The organism is Methylophaga lonarensis MPL (genome assembly GCF_000349205.1).
Taxonomy (GTDB): domain Bacteria; phylum Pseudomonadota; class Gammaproteobacteria; order Nitrosococcales; family Methylophagaceae; genus Methylophaga; species Methylophaga lonarensis.
Genome location: NZ_APHR01000021.1, coordinates 1 through 17,456 on the forward strand (window position 1 = coordinate 1; position 17,456 = coordinate 17,456).

The 17,456-nt window shown below is 52.9% G+C and carries 14 protein-coding genes and 1 pseudogene; all 15 read left to right on the forward strand.

Translation table 11 applies throughout. From position 1 onward, the window contains the following. Positions 1–727 (forward strand): annotated as a pseudogene (locus MPL1_RS04460) (type III glutamate--ammonia ligase); the annotation flags it as partial. A 38-nt stretch (positions 728–765) separates the two neighbouring features. After that, complete coding sequence (locus tag MPL1_RS04465) at positions 766–1,671, forward strand: class II glutamine amidotransferase (protein WP_009725937.1); 906 nt, start codon at positions 766–768, stop codon at positions 1,669–1,671. 23 nt (positions 1,672–1,694) lie between these two features. Continuing rightward, a complete protein-coding gene (locus MPL1_RS04470; RefSeq protein WP_009725938.1) occupies positions 1,695–2,420 on the forward strand; it encodes a GltB/FmdC/FwdC-like GXGXG domain-containing protein in 726 nt (241 codons plus the stop codon). Positions 2,421–2,445: 25 nt separating this feature from the next. Then, entirely contained in the window at positions 2,446–3,777 is a 1,332-nt protein-coding gene (locus MPL1_RS04475) for an FMN-binding glutamate synthase family protein (protein ID WP_009725939.1), read from the forward strand. A 552-nt stretch (positions 3,778–4,329) separates the two neighbouring features. Next, a complete protein-coding gene (gene folE2, locus MPL1_RS04480; RefSeq protein ID WP_009725940.1) occupies positions 4,330–5,133 on the forward strand; it encodes a GTP cyclohydrolase FolE2 in 804 nt (267 codons plus the stop codon). Beyond that, positions 5,130–6,308, forward strand: coding sequence for a bifunctional 3,4-dihydroxy-2-butanone-4-phosphate synthase/GTP cyclohydrolase II (gene ribBA / locus MPL1_RS04485; protein WP_009725941.1), 1,179 nt, complete (start codon positions 5,130–5,132; stop codon positions 6,306–6,308). The genes folE2 and ribBA overlap by 4 nt, the downstream gene beginning before the upstream one ends. 13 nt (positions 6,309–6,321) lie before the next feature. Further along, positions 6,322–7,374: a DMT family transporter gene (locus MPL1_RS04490; RefSeq protein ID WP_009725942.1), complete on the forward strand. Its 1,053-nt coding sequence runs from the start codon at positions 6,322–6,324 to the stop codon at positions 7,372–7,374. Beyond that, complete coding sequence (locus tag MPL1_RS04495; RefSeq protein ID WP_009725943.1) at positions 7,371–7,670, forward strand: hypothetical protein; 300 nt, start codon at positions 7,371–7,373, stop codon at positions 7,668–7,670. Before MPL1_RS04490 ends, MPL1_RS04495 begins: the two co-directional genes overlap by 4 nt. 294 nt (positions 7,671–7,964) lie before the next feature. Then, positions 7,965–9,641 (forward strand): APC family permease, encoded by a 1,677-nt coding sequence (locus MPL1_RS04500; RefSeq protein ID WP_200858782.1) that lies wholly within the window; start codon positions 7,965–7,967, stop codon positions 9,639–9,641. 167 nt (positions 9,642–9,808) lie between these two features. Further along, a complete protein-coding gene (locus MPL1_RS04505; RefSeq protein ID WP_009725945.1) occupies positions 9,809–12,001 on the forward strand; it encodes an oxidoreductase in 2,193 nt (730 codons plus the stop codon). 83 nt (positions 12,002–12,084) lie between these two features. Next, the gene (locus MPL1_RS04510) at positions 12,085–14,220 is read left to right on the forward strand and encodes a heterodisulfide reductase-related iron-sulfur binding cluster (protein WP_009725946.1); all 2,136 of its coding nucleotides are present in this window, start codon (positions 12,085–12,087) and stop codon (positions 14,218–14,220) included. Then, positions 14,198–15,304 (forward strand): hypothetical protein, encoded by a 1,107-nt coding sequence (locus MPL1_RS04515; protein ID WP_051056995.1) that lies wholly within the window; start codon positions 14,198–14,200, stop codon positions 15,302–15,304. Before MPL1_RS04510 ends, MPL1_RS04515 begins: the two co-directional genes overlap by 23 nt. Continuing rightward, positions 15,258–15,596, forward strand: coding sequence for a hypothetical protein (locus MPL1_RS13215; RefSeq protein WP_152417581.1), 339 nt, complete (start codon positions 15,258–15,260; stop codon positions 15,594–15,596). Before MPL1_RS04515 ends, MPL1_RS13215 begins: the two co-directional genes overlap by 47 nt. A gap of 46 nt (positions 15,597–15,642) precedes the next feature. Next, the gene (locus MPL1_RS04520) at positions 15,643–16,437 is read left to right on the forward strand and encodes an electron transfer flavoprotein subunit beta/FixA family protein (protein ID WP_009725947.1); all 795 of its coding nucleotides are present in this window, start codon (positions 15,643–15,645) and stop codon (positions 16,435–16,437) included. A gap of 2 nt (positions 16,438–16,439) precedes the next feature. Beyond that, positions 16,440–17,399, forward strand: coding sequence for an electron transfer flavoprotein subunit alpha/FixB family protein (locus MPL1_RS04525; protein WP_009725948.1), 960 nt, complete (start codon positions 16,440–16,442; stop codon positions 17,397–17,399). Positions 17,400–17,456 lie beyond the last annotated feature (57 nt).

Below are 17,456 nucleotides of genomic sequence, written 5' to 3' on the forward strand. Positions count from 1 at the left end.
GAGTGCCGACGATTACATCATGTTCAAGATGGCGGCCAGCGAGATCGCCAACGGAATGGGCATGATCTGTTCATTTATGTCCAAACCTTTCAGCAACCGTCCCGGCAATGGCATGCACTTGCACGTGTCAATTGGCGACGGTGAAAAGAGTCTGTTCCAGGATGACAGTGATCCTACCGGCCTGGGCCTGTCCAAGCTGGCCCGCCACTTCATGGCTGGCATTCTCGAACATGCTCCGGCCTTGACCGCCATTGCTGCACCGACTGTTAACTCATACAAGCGTCTGGTGGTTGGACGTTCGCTGTCCGGTGCGACCTGGGCACCGGCTTATATTTCCTATGGCAACAACAATCGTTCGACCATGGTGCGTATTCCTTATGGTCGTATCGAACTGCGTCTGCCGGATGGCACCTGTAATCCCTATCTGACCACCGCGGCAATGATTGCTGCCGGTATGGACGGCATTGAACGTGAACTGGAGCCGGGCAAAGGCCATGACAGCAATCTGTATGACATGACTCCGGCAGAACTGGCAGAAAACGGTATCGGCATTTTGCCTCAAAACCTGCATGAAGCCCTGCTGGCTCTGGAAAAAGATGACGTCATCATGGGCGCGCTGGGCGAAGGTTTGGCCAAGGAGTTCCTCGAGCTGAAACATATGGAATGGGTGGAATACATGCGTCATGTCTCCGACTGGGAAATTAACCGGTACGTAGAATTTTATTAAGCCTTTCTTTTTGAAAGCATTTTGTTGGGAGAATTGTTATGTGTGGAATCGTTGGCCTTTATCTGAAAAACGATAAGTATGAGGGCGAACTGGGCAAGTTGTTTACGCCCATGCTGATTGCGATGACGGAGCGCGGCCCTGACAGCGCCGGTTTTGCTATCTACGGTGACGAAGTGACCGAGGGTTGCAAACTGACGCTGCGCCATGAAGATGAAAACTTCGATTGGCAGGCGCTGGCCGATGAGATTAAAACCAGCCTGAATACTACTGTGGACTGGTTCCAGAACAGCAAGGTTGCGGTTTTTAAAGTCGGTGCCGACGCTGAAAGCGTCGAAGACTATCTGGCATCAAATCATCACGATGTGATGGTGATGAGCGCAGGTAAGTCGATTGAAATTCTCAAGGAAGTTGGTTTGCCTGAACATATCGTTGACAGCTTCAAGCTGAGCCAGATGAAAGGCAGCCACATTATCGGCCATACCCGCATGGCCACTGAGTCTGCGGTCACCATGGAGGGTAGTCACCCGTTCTCAACCGGTCTGGATCTGTGCCTGGTGCATAACGGCTCGTTTTCTAACCACAACCGTCTGCGTCAGGAACTGAAACGTGAAGGTATTGAGTTCAGTACTGAAAACGACACCGAAGTGGCAGCAGGTTATCTGACCTATCGTCTGCAGCAGGGCGATTCTCTCAATGAAGCGCTCGAAAATGCGCTGCAAACGCTGGATGGTTTTTACACGCTGACTATCGGCACCAAAGATGGCTTTGCTGTGGTGCGAGATCCGATCGCCTGCAAACCGGCGGTCATTGCAGAAACCGATGATTACGTCGCAATGGCTTCAGAGTATCAGGCTTTGACCACCCTGCCGGGCATCGAAAACGCCAAGGTCTGGGAGCCCGAACCCGCCAGAATTTATGTCTGGGAACGTGGCACTACTCACTAAACAGCCTGAATCAGGAGAAGACTATGACTACCAACAATCTTGCTGAAAAATCAGCAACCGAAAACGGCGTTTACGATCTGGCGGTGCAATCGGTGCGTGAACTGAATCAGGCGCTGCATGATCAACGTCACCAACTGACCTGCACTGAATGGAAAGTGCTGAACCCGAAAGGTCAGCACAACATCGCGGTCGGTGTTGATAAAAAGCTGACCATCGATATTCAGGGTCACGCCGGCTACTACTGTGCCGGCATGAACAAGGAAGCTGACATCACCGTGCATGGCCATGCCGGTCAGGGTGTGGCGGAAAACATGATGTCCGGCACCGTTCGCGTCAAAGGTAACGCTTCATCGTCAGCGGGCGCGACTGCGCATGGCGGCTTGCTGATCATCGAAGGTGATGCCGGTTCACGTTGCGGCATTTCAATGAAGGGCGTCGATATTGTTGTTAAAGGCAGCGTCGGCCATATGAGCTGTTTTATGGGGCAGGCCGGCATTCTGGCTGTCTGCGGAGACGCCGGTGACGCGCTGGGCGATTCACTCTATGAAGCGCACATCTACGTCAAAGGTTCAGTGAAATCGCTGGGTGCGGACTGCATTGAAAAAGAAATGCGTCCGGAACACATCGAGGAACTGACCGCACTGTTTGAGCGCGCCGGTGTGACGGATCAAGACCCGAAAGACTTCAAACGTTACGGCTCTGCCAGACAGCTTTACAACTTCAAAGTTGATAACGCTGCTGCTTATTAATGGCTGATATTGCGAGGAAATAGCAATGAGTGAAAAAAGAAAATACATGACTGAACCGCGTGAGTCAGCGACCTTTGACCGTCATACGCTGGCGGAAATCCGTCGTGCTGCCGATACCGGCATTTACGATATCCGCGGCGCAGGCGCCAAGCGCAAACTGCCGCATTTTGATGACCTGCTGTTCCTGGGGGCGAGCATGTCGCGTTACCCGCTGGAAGGCTACCGTGAAAAATGCAATACCTCAGTGACCCTGGGTACCCGCTTTGCCAAAAAGCCGATCCATCTGGACATTCCGGTGACCATCGCCGGTATGAGTTTTGGTGCTTTGTCAGCTTATGCGAAAGAAGCGCTGGGTCGTGGTGCGTCTGCGGTAGGGACTTCCACCACCACCGGTGACGGTGGTATGACACCGGAAGAGCGTGGTCAGTCCACCAAGCTGGTGTATCAGTATCTGCCTTCACGTTACGGTATGAACCCGGACGATCTGCGTAAAGCTGATGCCATTGAAGTGGTGTTGGGTCAAGGCGCCAAACCGGGCGGTGGCGGTATGCTGCTGGGTCAGAAAATCACCGATCGTGTGGCCAAGATGCGTACCCTGCCGATGGGCGTCGATCAGCGCAGCGCCTGCCGTCATCCAGACTGGACCGGTCCGGATGATCTGGAAATCAAAATCAAGGAACTGCGTGAAATTACTGACTGGCAAGTGCCTATCTACATCAAAGTCGGTGCCACGCGTACTTACTATGATGTGAAGCTGGCGGTTAAAGCTGGTGCAGACGTTATCGTGGTTGACGGTATGCAAGGTGGTACCGCGGCCACCCAGGACGTGTTTATCGAACACGTGGGTATTCCAACGCTGGCGGCCATTCCACAAGCCGTTCAGGCGCTGCAGGAAATGGGTATGCACCGTAAGGTTCAGCTGATTGTTTCCGGTGGTATCCGTAACGGTGCCGACGTGGCCAAGTGCATGGCACTGGGTGCTGATGCGGTCGCGATTGGTACGGCAGCGATGGTGGCCTTGGGTGATAACGATCCGAAATGGGAAGAAGAGTACCAAAAACTGGGTTCCACAGCGGGTTGCTACGATGACTGGCATGAGGGACGTGATCCCGCCGGTATTTCAACCCAGGATCCGGAACTGATGAAACGCTTTGATCCGGTTGAAGGTGGTCGCCGTCTGGCTAACTATCTGCGGGTATTGACGCTGGAAGCACAAACATTGGCGCGTGCCTGTGGCAAGAACGACCTGCGAAACCTCGAACCAGAAGATTTGGTTGCGCTGACAGTGGAGTCAGCAGCCATGGCAAGGGTGCCATTGGCAGGAACTCAATGGATACCAGGCGCTAATAACTGGTAAGACCGAGTTTCGGTGTAAAGGGCTGGTGTCAGTGCAGGTATGGACTTACAAACTTACCCCACTGTAGTGCCAGACTGAGCTGACATCAGCCCTTTCATTTTGTCTGGAAAAGCAGGCCGATTGCGCCTGCTTGTTCCAAGTTTTCAGGTTTGTGCCCGTGTTCGGGCCAACTCAGCCTGCAATGACACTGGTTTACCCCCTTTAAGACAGCAAAATTGCGTGAAAACGCAAGCTTGACTGCTGTCTGCGAAAGCAGTGTCCGCGGGCTGAAGCAGGTGATTTACACCGGCAAATTCTAACCAAAAAGGAGTAAGCCTTAGTTGGAATTGTCGCTGCTAACCAGCCTGCAGATAATGGAATCGTGGCTGAACATGCATTGCACTTCAGCTTCACAGAGTTTTTCTCGATTTGTTCTCTCGTTGAGGCGTTAGGGTGGATCGGACCGTCACAGCAGTGTGATCCCCTGTCACGCTGGGCTGGTCCACCTTCTTTTTCAGAGAGCAAGGGCGGGTTGATTACTGAGCACATCCATGTAACAAGAGGATAAATCCAATGAATCTTCCCCTGCATATTCAGCTTGAAGATGTTCAGAATACGCCTGACCAACGATGCTTGCCGATTGACAGAGTCGGCATCAAATCCCTGCGTTATCCCGTGCTGTTCCAGGCCAGCGCTACAGAAAGCCCCATTCGTGTCGTTGCTGATTTCAATATGTATGTGCAGCTGGCACATGATGTCAAAGGCACCCACATGTCACGATTTGTGGAGCTGCTGGAAACACCGGATCTGGTGATTTCTCCCGATACCTTGTCTGATTTCATGCAACAGATGCTTGCACTTCTGGAAGCCCAAAGCGGACAGCTGGAAATGCAGTTTGCCTATTTCATGCGCAAGTCAGCACCGATTTCCGGTGTCAGCAGCATGATGGATTATCAGGTCAGCCTGATTGCCAATGTTGATCCAGAGTTCTCATTGACTGCCAAAATTGCCATTCCGGTCACCAGTCTGTGCCCGTGTTCAAAAAAGATTGCTGAATACGGCGCTCACAATCAGCGGTCTCTGGTCACGATCAGTGTTGAGCTGATTGAGCAGATGAGTCTGCCGGAATTGATCACGCTGGTTGAATCACAGGCCTCCAGCCAGCTGTATGGTCTGTTGAAAAGACCTGATGAGAAATATGTCACCGAATATGCCTACGACAATCCGAAATTTGTTGAGGATCTGGTGCGTGATGTGGCTGCCAGCCTGAACCAGTGCGCTGCGGTTGACCGCTATGTGGTCGAATGTGAAAACTTCGAGTCCATCCACAATCACTCTGCCTACGCCATGTTGCAGGGAGGTCGCGGACGCTCATGAATTCACCCAACCACAGCCTGCATCTACCGCATAGCAGTCATCCAGATATTGCTCCGGTCACCGAAATACTGGCTGCCATTGCCGCGGGTGAGATGGTGATTCTCATTGATGATGAAGATCGGGAAAATGAGGGTGATATTGTCATTGCGGCAGATGCGGTGACCGCCGAACATATCAATTTTATGGCCCGTTATGCCCGTGGCCTGATTTGTCTGACTTTGACGGAACAACGCTGCAAACAGCTGGATCTACCGTTGATGGTCAAACATAACCGTGCTCAGTTGACGACCAATTTCACCGTGTCGATTGAAGCGGCCAAGGGGGTGACCACCGGTATTTCCACGGCAGACCGGGCGCACACGGTTCGGGTTGCCGTTGCCGATAATGCCCGTGCGACGGATATTGTGCGTCCGGGACATATATTTCCTTTAATGGCACAGCCGGGCGGAGTGTTGGCTCGCGCCGGCCATACCGAAGCGGGTTGTGATGTCAGCCGCATGGCAGGTCGGGCACCGGCAGCAGTAATTTGTGAAATCATGAACGATGATGGCAGCATGGCTCGACTGCCTGATCTGGTGGACTTTGCCCGACAGCACGGTTTGAAAATCGGCACGATTGCCGATTTGATTCAGTATCGTCATCAGACGGAAACGCTGATTGTGCGCGAATCCAGCCGGCCAATCGCTACTGCATTCGGAACCTTTGAATTGACGGGGTTTCGTGACATCACCACGGACAAAATACATCTGGCGCTCAGCTATGGTGATCCGGCGCAGCAAAGCAGTTGTCTGGTACGGGTACACGAGCCGATTTCATTGATCGAGTTGCTTGATACAGAGGCTCACTCACACAGTTGGAGTGTGCACGATGCCCTGCAAACCATTGCCAATGAAGGCGCCGGAGTGATGATTCTGTTGCGTCGTGATGAGGCAGAGGCCGATATTTTGCGGCAGCTCAGTCAACCGGATGCCTTGCTGACTGCCAGTTATGAACTCAAGGATTATGGCATTGGTGCCCAGATTCTTCGGGAGCTTGGCGTCAAGCGCATGCGTTTGATGACCCATCCACGCAAGATCCCCAGCATGACCGGGTTTGGTTTGAGTGTGGACAGCTATCTGCTACCACAAGTACACCAGTCTGAAGAGCAACATAATCTCGCTGCACTGCTGGTCTGAACAGGGAGTTGTCATGGCATCAGCCGAACTGAACGCGGCACTGCATCGACATTATTTGCGTAATCAACGCTGGGGCTTTTTCTGGGCCTTATGCACCGCCGTGTTATGGGGAGCCTGGTATATTCCCGGCACGGCTGTCTGGTATGAAGAGCCGTTTATCAGTATCGATCAGAATGATCATGGCCTGCGTCTGGCAGCCACAGCGGTTATGACCTGGATACACGCCATTATGGTATTGCTGTTTTTGCTGCTGTGGAATGGCATGCTCGGCAAGATCGCTGATTTTGGCCGCACAATCGTGCGTTTTCGACGAATTTCCAAATGGTATGCCCTGGCTTCGCTGTGTGGTGGCCCGATGGCGATTTTTGGCTCCTATATGGCGATGGGGTATGTGGGGCCAGTGTTTGCTGCTATTACCTCATTGTTTTATCCGGTGGTGGGTGCTTTGCTGGCAAGGCTCTGGTATCAGGAAAAAATCTCCGCCAGTGCCGCTCTTGGCATGGCCATCATCATCATGGGTGGGGTGGTGATTTATGGACCTGCCTTATTTGGTGAAGCCGATTTTCGTGATAACTACGCCTGGCTGGGTTATCTGGGCGGGGTGATGGCTGCGGTTGGCTGGGGTGCAGAAGGTGCCGTGGCGGCCAGAGCCATGGATGTCAGTGATCCGGATGTGGGCATCCAGTGCCGCTTCAGTTTTGAATGTCTGTTTTGGGGGCTGCTGGTGCTGCCGTTGATTTATCTGTTGACGGAATTGCCGTTGGGCTCACTGATATGGGTGATGATCACCGACAAAATGATTCTGATCTGGATGTTGCTGGCATCCATCGCTCATGCCTATTGCTATACCGCGTTTTACAAGAGTTTCTCGCTGATTGGCGTGGGCCGGGGTGAGGCGATTGGCAATCTGCATGGTGTATTTGCTGTGTTGTTTGTCATGGCCTTTACCTTGCAGTTACCCGCCTGGTACTTTCTGGTGGGTTTGACGCTGACGGTGATTGGCAGTTTTGTCATGTTTCGTGAACCGGCAGAAAGCGTTGCTGAATTGCGCGAGGCCGAAACATGAAATTGCCACACAAGGGATTTTTGTTGCAGCAACTGAGTCAGGTGCCCAGCTATTGGGATTATCAATTAATCCCGCTGGCACTGACCGAGTATCAGGTGCAGGGTCTGTACTGGATCAATCACTTCTCGATAGCACTGGATGAACTGGCGGCGGCGGGGCTGATAAATCGAATCAGTGAACGCATTGATGACGGCACAGCCATCGCCAGCGGAAGATTGTTGTTTGAATACAGCTTGTCACGTTTTGGTCGGCAACGGATGCACGATACCGGCTTGTTGCCGGAAGGAGTTGAATGATGACATCTCAGTTCTGGGGCTATGCGGGCGCCGATATTCTGGCATTTGTGGTGATTTTGCTACTTAGCCTTATCGCCTTGCCCTGCGCCTGGTGGTTTGTGCGCTATTACTGACTACTCCTTTGAGAGTACATCCTTTGAGGAATTGTCTGTTGCGTCAAGGCTGGCACCATGAATTGGTCACAGCTGCAGACGGCTGAAGTTATTACCGGCATGCGGCGTATCGATCAGCCGAATTAATGGCAATTATCCAGGGCCAGCATGCGTGCATAACCGTTCTGTAATCAGAGATGCAGTGTCTGCCGATATTGCTGGCAAGGTCAGGCCAGATCGGACTACCCTGCATCGCAGCATCAACTGGACCGGTGCTTTTTGGGTTGCCAGCGGTGTGCCCGCGCTGGTGTTGTTCTCAATGGGCGCCGTGGCTGCCACGGTAGGTAAACCTGCCTGGCTGGTGTGGATGATCTCCATCAGCTTTGGCTTTATTCAGGCCTTTACCTACGCTGAAATTGCCGGACTGTTTCCGCATAAGGCAGGCGGTGCTTCGGTTTATGGTGCAGTGGCCTGGGTTCGTTACAGCAAGTTCATCGCGCCCTTGTCGGTCTGGTGTAACTGGGTTGCCTGGGGGCCGGTGCTGGCTATCGGTTCTGGACTGGCGGCCGGGTATATTCTCAATGCGCTGTTTGCCAGTGATGCGGTCATTAACACCTGGCAGATCACCTTGCTGGATCTGGGCTATATCAAACAGGGTTTGACTATTCGCATCAATGCCACCTTCATGATTGGTGCAGCATTGATGTTAGCGGTATTTGCCATTCAGAATGGCGGCATTCTGCGCTCGGCACGCGCCACCATGATTCTGGGTTTGACCGGCCTGCTGCCGCTGTTGATTGTGGGCATGGTGCCACTGATGACTGGCGATCTGCCCGCCTCGAATTTTTTCCCGTTAACGCCACTGGCCTATGACACGGTGGGCAATGTGGTTGATGGTCAGTGGAATATGGATGGCTGGGTACTGATGGCGGGTGGCTTGTTCATTGCTGCCTGGTCAACCTATGGTTTTGAAACGGCAGTGTGCTACACCCGCGAATTCAAAAATCCGAAAAAAGATACCTTTCGCGCCATTTTCTATTCGGGATTGTTGTGCATCGCAGTGTTCACACTGGTGCCTCTGGCTTTTCAGGGACACCTGGGTTTGGGGCAGTTACAGCAACCAGAAACTCTGGACAGTTCCGGGACAGTGCTCAAGCCAGCGGTTTACGATGGCATGTTGTCGAGCGATATCTACAGTGGCATGGGCGTGGCCAACGCGCTGGCCAGTATTATCAGTGACTGGCCGATCATGGCGAATATTCTGGTGGTGATGTTGGTGCTGGCACTGCTGCTATCAATCATGACCACCATGTCCGGCTCCTCCCGCACCCTCTATCAGGGGGCGGTCGATGGCCTGTTGCCTCGATATCTGTCTCATGTCAACGAACATGGCGCTCCTACCCGGGCGATGTGGACCAATCTGCTGGTCAATCTGGCTTTGCTGACACTGTCCGATTATGTGTTCCTGCTGGCGGCCTCCAATGTCAGCTATATCATTTTCAACTTTCTCAATCTTAATGCCGGCTGGATTCATCGCATGGATCGCGGCAACTGGGACCGACCCTTCCGTGCACCGACTACGTTAATCGTGCTGGGTACCTTGCTGGCTTACGTCAATCTGGCCTTTATGGGGCTGGGTGCCAATGTCTGGGGCAGTGGCACACTGCTGGGTGGTTTGCTGCTGGCTTTGCTGGTTGTGCCCTTATTTGTCTGGCGTCATTATCTGATGGATCGCGGCGTGTTTCCCAAAGCCATGTGTGAAGACATGTCCTTGTGTGGTGATGGCAGTCGCCTTGAAACTCGTGCCGGCATCTGGCCCTATCTGGCGCTGCTGGCTGGCGTGGTGGTAGTGGTGGCCTGTCAGTGGCTGGTCGCCTGAGAGCCATTCAGTCCGTTTTTCATCTTTATCGTGCAGAAATAAATTGTGGTCTACCCCTTTGTGGGTAAGCCATCAGCTCCCTAGGTGGTAACACATCAGGAGAATTGTTGGGCCTGTATGTGCAGCAGAAAATAGCGTTGCCAACACTCAACAACGGAGAACACGATATGGCACGCGATCCCAAGCACGATATTTTGTTTGAACCGATACAGATCGGTCCCAAAACACTGCGAAACCGCTTCTATCAGGTGCCGCATTGCATCGGCGCTGGTTCCGACCGCCCCGGATTCCAGGCTGCACATCGCTCAATGAAAGCCGAAGGCGGCTGGGCAGCGATGAATACTGAATACTGTTCCATCCATCCAGAGTCGGATGACACCATGCGTTTGTCGGCACGTATCTGGGATGAAGGCGATGTTCGCAATCTGCGAGCGATGACCGATGAAGTTCACAAATACGGCGCACTGGCCGGTATCGAAATGTGGTACGGCGGTGCCCATGCACCGTGTCTGGAAACCCGCTCAACGCCAAGAGGTCCGAGCCAGTACGCTTCTGAATTCGAGACACTCAGCTACTGTAAGGAAATGGATCTTGATGATATCAAGATGGTCCAGCAGTACTACGTTGATGCTGCCTACCGGGCGCGTGATGCCGGTTTTGACATTGTCTATGTCTACGGTGCGCACTCTTACCTGCCACTGCAGTTTTTGAATCCGTACTACAACAAACGGACTGACGGTTACGGCGGCTCGCTGGAAAACCGCGCCCGTTTCTGGGTGGAAACCCTGGAAAAAGTCCGTCGTGCAGTGGGTGATGACTGCGCCATTGCCACCCGCTTTGCAATCGACACCATTTATGGTCCGGGCCAGATCGAAGCCGAAGAAGACGGCATCAAGTTTGTCGAAATGGCTGATGATTTTGTCGACATGTGGGACATCACCATCGGCGATATCGCTGAATGGGGTGAAGATGCCGGCCCGTCACGTTTTTACCAGCAAGGTCACACCGTCCCCTGGGTGGAGCACGTAAAACGTGTTTCCAAAAAACCGGTGCTGGGCGTAGGTCGTTACACTGACCCGGAAAAAATGACCGAAATCGTCACCAAAGGCGTGGTCGATATTATCGGTGCAGCCAGACCTTCCATTGCCGATCCGTTCCTGCCTAAGAAAATCGAAGAAGGTCGTTACGACGATATTCGCGTCTGCCTCGGCTGTAATGTCTGTATCTCTCGCTGGGAAATCGGTGGTCCGCCGATGATTTGCACCCAGAATGCGACTGCCGGTGAAGAATACCGCCGCGGCTGGCATCCAGAGAAATTTGCCAAAGCCGGTTCGGAAGATTCGATTCTGGTGGTCGGTGCCGGTCCATCCGGTTCGGAAGCGGCGCGAGTACTGATGGAACGCGGCTACACCGTGCATCTGTATGACAAGGCTGAAAAAATTGGTGGTCATCTCAATCAGGTGGTGACACTGCCGGGGCTGGGCGAATGGGGCTATCACCGTGACTACCGTGAAACGCAACTGAATAAACTGGTCAAGAAAAACAAGCACAATGTGCTGGCTTTGGGACAAAAGGCACTGACGGCAGACGATGTACTGGAATATGGCGCCGAAAAAGTCATTATCGCCACTGGCTCCAGCTGGAATACCGATGGTGTTAACTGTCTGACCCACGAAGCCATTCCGGGTGCCGATGCCTCTCAGCCAGAGCAACTGACACCCGAGCAAGTATTGTCAGGTGAGAAGAAAATCGGCAAACGCGTGGTGATTCTCAACGCTGACAGCTATTTCATGGCACCAAGCCTGGCCGAAAAACTGGCGGTTGAAGGTCATGAAGTCACCATCGTTTCCGGTGTGCATCTGGGTAACTACATGCACTTCACGCTGGAATATCCCAACATGATGCGTCGCCTGCATGAACTGCACATCGAAGAAATCGGTGATCACTTCTGTTCACGTATCGAGAAGAACCGTCTGGAAATCTACAACCTCTGGGGTGATGGTTCCAAGCGTAGCTATCGTGGTCCGGGTGTGTCGCCTCGTGATGAGAACAAGACTCACCGTTGGCTGGAATTTGACTCTCTGGTACTGGTCACCGGACGCAAATCCGACAATGCCCTGTACAAGGAGCTCAAAGCGCGTGAGGCCGAGTGGGAAGCCAATGGCATCAAGGGCATTTACCTGATTGGTGATGCTGAAGCGCCTCGTTTGATTGCGGATGCCACCTTCACCGGTCAGCGTATCGCACGAGAAATTGAGGAGGAAAATCCACAATATCCACTGCCATACAAGCGTGAAACCATCGCATGGGGAACACCTCACATGCCGGGTGGCAATTTCCAAATTGAGTACAAGCTCTAGGCCTGATTGGCTGTGCGTCATCGTCAGATGGCGCACAGCCCCTCTCAAGCAACTCCCTCATTCTCATAAAAGCAGGTGTCCCCATGAACCATTCTCAAGACGTTACCCGAATTTTGTTTGAAGGCTTTCAGCCACAGGCGATATATCTGTTTTATGTCCTCGGCTTTACTTCAATCGCAGTCTTTGCCTACGGCGTTTATGTGCAGATTCGTAAATATCGTCGCGGACAACCGGATGCTTCCTGGGGCCATTTCTGGACTCGTTTTGTTGATATGTTCAAAACCATGATGACCCATCGCACCCTGAAGCGGCGCGACAAGTCAGCAGGGCGGGCACATGCGCTGATTTTCTTTGGTTTTGTGCTGCTGTTTCTCGGCACAGCCACGATTACCCTCGAATACGATTTTCTGGAGCCAATCTTTGGCATCCGTTTCTGGTACGGCGACTTCTATCTATGGTTTTCGCTGGTACTGGATTTGGCAGGTGCGGCCCTGGTCGGCGGCCTGCTGTATATGATGTACCGACGTAAATGGCTGAAATTACCCAAGCTGGATTACCAACGTCCAGATCGCCAGCCGGAAGATCCTGATTACGACCGCAGCGCCTATCGACGTGAAGACTGGGCCTTTTTATGGACACTGATCATCATCGGCATTACCGGTTTTATGCTGGAAGCGGCGCGACTGGTGTGGCTGATAGACAATGCGGCTATCTGGGAGACTCGCTGGTGGTCTCCGGTGGGCGCATTGATGGCTGAAGCAATGCTGTTGCTGGGCTTTACCGCTGAGTCGGCGGGTATTTTCCGAACCGGCATGTGGTGGTTTCACGGTGTGCTGGCACTGACTTTTATTGCGCTGATCCCCTATACCAAGGTCAAACATATTTTCACCGCTTCGGCCTCGCTGATGTTTCGTGATCCGCTGGCGGGCAGACGCTTGCCCGCCGTACCTGAGGATCAGGAAACAATCGGTGTCAAAACCATTACCGATTTCACCTGGAAGCAATTACTGCATCTTGATGCCTGTACCAAGTGCGGTCGTTGTCATGAAGCCTGCCCTGCCAATGCGGTTGGCGCACCACTGTCACCTCGTGATGTGATCCTGTCGCTGCGTGAGTTTGCCAACAATGCTCTGCAGAAAAATGAATTACCTGATGAGGTTGAGCTGGACGTGCATGGCAAGGATGTCGGTCAGGTGTTTATGGAAACCCTGTGGTCCTGCCGTACCTGTATGGCCTGTGTTGAAATCTGTCCGGTGGCGGTTGAGCATGTGCCGATCATCGTGCAAATGCGCCGTAAGTTGGTCGATGAAGGCAATATGGAGCCGATACTGCAGAAAACCCTGCAATCGATCCATAAAAACGGCAACTCGATGGGTGAGTCGAAACGCAAACGACCACGCTGGACCAAAGACCTGCCGTTTACCATCAAGGATGCCCGCAAAGAGCCGGTGGATGTGATGTGGTTTGTCGGCGATTACGCTTCATTCGACCCACGCAATCAGGTAGTCACCCAGTCATTTGCCAAATTGATGCATCAGGCCGGGGTAAATTTTGGCCTGCTCTATGAAGCGGAAATGAATGCCGGTAATGATGTACGCCGGGTCGGTGAGGAAGGTCTGTATGAGTTTCTGGCCACCGCCAATATCAGCACGTTGGAACAATGCGAGTTCAACTCGATTGTCACCACTGATCCTCATTCGTTCAACACCATTCGTAACGAATATCCGGATTTTGGCGGTCAGTTCGAGATTCAGCATTACACCACCTTGCTCAAGCAGCTGTTTGAGCAAGGCAAACTCAAGCTCAAGCAAAAACTCGATTACCGGGTGACTTTCCATGATCCCTGCCATCTTGGGCGTTACAACAAGGGCTATGACGCGCCACGTGAATTGATTCAGCTGCTCGGTTGTGAGCTGGTGGAAATGGATCGTAACCGTGATAACTCGTTCTGCTGTGGTGCCGGTGGTGGCCGTATCTGGATCCCGGATCCGGTTGGCCTTGAGAAACCGTCGGAAAACCGTATGCGCGAAGCCGGCGAAATCGAAGGGCTGGATGTGTTTATCGTCTCCTGCCCGAAAGATCTGACCATGTTTGAAGACGCGCTGAAAACCGCTGGTTTTGAAGGCAAGTTTGTAGTCAAAGAGTTGATCGAGCTGGTCAACGAATGTGTCGAGTTTGATGAAACGGTCACCATCGATGCTGAAATTGTCAGTGCCTGAAACCATGCGTCAACCCAATAGTGCTGACGAACTGATTGACTGCGCTCTGGCAATGGCTGATATCCACAGTGCTGCAGCCGTCTTCGAGCTGGCGAGCGGAACACGGCAACAAGCTTTGCAGAGCATTCTGTGCAGTCAGCGCCGACATATGCTGAAGCTGGCTCGTTGGGAGCATACCCCGGCGGCCGTGCTGAAAATGCTGGCTGATATTGACGATAAAGCCGTGCGTTTACGGATAGACAAAAATCCGGGCACGCAGGCCGATACGCTCAATAATCTGTATCAGGCGCAGCGTCAGGATCCGCAATTACAGGAGTTGCTGGTTCAGCATCAGCACTGTCCTGCCAGTGTATTGACCAACATCGCAGCAGCCACTGACAGCATAGATATGCTGAGTCTGGTGGCTGCTCATGATCATGCTGATGCAGATATGTTGCTGTCATTGGAACAGCGTTTTCCTGGGCAGTTTGATACTGAACTGGCGACACATCCGGCAACCCCAGCTGAGCTGCTGCAACGCTTATTCATGCGCGGCAATGTTTACCTGCGAGCGGCGGTGCTTGCCCATGAGTCCTGTCCAGAGGCATTGCTGGAAATCGCAGCCGAGGAAACTGACGGCATTGTATTGCGTCATCTGGCGGCCAATCCACGTACCCAGACCACAACACTGGAAATGCTGGCCGATCATGCTGAAGTTTCGGTTCGCCGATCGGTGGCCGCCAATGCCTCGACCCCCAAAGCACTGCTTGGCAAATTGATTAAGGATCCTGCGGATGCGGTTCGCCGGGCAGTGGCTGCACGTGAAGATTTGAGCAGCGCCCAACGACAACAGTTGATAACCGACCCGGATAACTGGGTCAGGCAATGGCTGGCACACAATCCCAGTATTGAAGTGCCAGAACTTGGTCAGCTGGCGGTGGATGAAGAGTCTGAAGTTCGCCGGGCGGTTGCGCGCAACAGCAAAACCCCCCGTCAGTCTGTTGGAAACACTGGCGGCAGACTCAAACAGTTGGGTAAGGGCTGCGGTTGCCTATCAGGTGAACAGCAGTGCCGATCTACTGTTGATGCTGGCTCGCGAGCGTGATGTTGATGTGCTCAGTGGTGTGGCCAATAACCCCAACAGTCCACAGAGCCTGCTTAAAAAACTCAGTCTGTCGACGCAGCCGGATATTCGTCGCGGCGTAATTCTCAACGCCAACGCCGAGCGGGACACGCTATTGCCGCTGCTGGAAGACCCCTATTACCTGCATCGCTTGTTGCTGGTCAGCAATTCAAAACTGACCGATGCCGACAAGTGGCGCTTACATGATGACCCCGATGCTGCGGTGCGATTCAGCGCATTCCGCTGGTTCAGTCGGAAATTTTTGCAGTCATGACTGCAATACAGATGCTGTTTTTGGAACAGTGCTACAGGAGAAAGCTATGAAGATACTGGTTGCAGTTAAAGAAGTCGCTGCATTAGATGAAGACTTTGAAATTCGTGATGACCGCCTCGATGTCGATGAGGATTTTCTGCTCTATGACCTCAATGAGTGGGATGACTTTTCATTGGAAGAGGCCATGCAGATTAAGGAATCGGCCGACATTGATGTTGAGGTGGTGGTGGTATCGGTGGGACCGGATCGCGTCGAGGAAAGCCTGCGAAAGTGTCTGGCTAAAGGTGCGGATCGGGCGATTCGTGTCTGGGATGATGCGATGGAAGGCTCTGATGCAGTGACTATTGGCCGGATGCTGGCCGCAGTGGTTGAAAAGGAAAAACCGGACATGGTGTTTGCCGGAGTGCAGTCATCCGACAATGCCGATGCTGCCACAGGTATTTCATTAGCCGCACAACTCAACTGGCCTCACGCTGCGGTGGTGGCCGGTCTGGAATATCAGCCAGGCAGCAGCACTGCCAAAGCGACCCGTGAGTTGGAAGGTGGTCTGTCTCAACAAGTCGAAGTGGGCTGTCCGGCGGTACTGACTATCCAGTTGGGCATTAACTCACCTCGATACGCCTCACTGCGCGGCATCAAGCAGGCCGCAGCGAAACCGATTGAAGAGTGGTCGCTGGATCAGCTCGGCATGACTACTGATGAAGTGGGATCTGCGGCTGCATTGGCACATGTTCGTCGCATGTATATTCCGGAAAAAGGCATGGCCACCATGATCGGCGGCACACCGGCAGAGCAGGCAGCAAAACTGGCGGAAATCATTAAAGAGTTCAGAGGGGAATAACCATGAAAAGCATATTAGCGATTGCCGAACATCGCCGAGGTGTATTACGGCCGATTTCATTGGAAGTGATTGCCGCCGCCCAGGATGTGAAACAGGCGGGAGACAAACTGATTGTGGCAGTGATTGGCGAGCAGGCAGACAGTTTTGTCAGTGATCTCTCCGTGGCTGGTGTTGATGAAATTATTGTGGTCAAGACGGCTTGTGCCGAGTTTGATCCTGAGATTCACGAAGCGGTGCTGACCTCATTGATGGACTCACTGGATCCGTCACTGGTGCTGTTACCACATTCTGTGGATTCGCTGGGCTTTGTTGCCACGCTGGCCAGAAAGGGTAATTACGGCTTTGCCACTGATGTATTTGCAATGAAATACGACGGCGATGCCTTGGTGGCAACCCGTGCCGGCTATAACGAAAAAGTCCATGTTGAACTGGACTTCCCCGGTAAGGATTGTGTGTTGCTAACGTTGCGTTCCAGTGTGTTCAAAGCGGTGGAAGAGGCTGGCAGCCCAACGGTCAGCATTCGCGATATGAGCGATCTGGGCTCTCGCAGTCGCAATCTGGAGTTCATCGAGCCAGCAGGTGCAGATGATGTTGATATCACCGGGGTTGATTTCATTATGTCGATTGGTCGCGGCATTGCTGAAGAAGCCAATGTGGAACAGTTCCGAGAACTGGCTGAAATGGCCGGAGCGACACTGTGCTGCTCGCGGCCAATTGCCGATTCCGGCTGGTTACCCAAGTCAAGGCAGGTCGGTCAGTCGGGCAAGGTAGTCGGTTCCTGCAAATTGTATGTGGCGATGGGGATTTCCGGTTCGATTCAGCACATGGCAGGCATGAAACATGTGCCGAATATCGTGGCGGTCAATACCGATCCGAATGCTTCAATTTTCACCATCGCCCAATACGGCATTGTCGGCGATATTTTCGAAATTGAAGAAGAGTTGCGCAGCTATCTGGAATAGATAGCCCGGCTGTTAACCCGGTGTGTCGCTAAGCAAAGTCGCGAGGCAGTTGGAAAC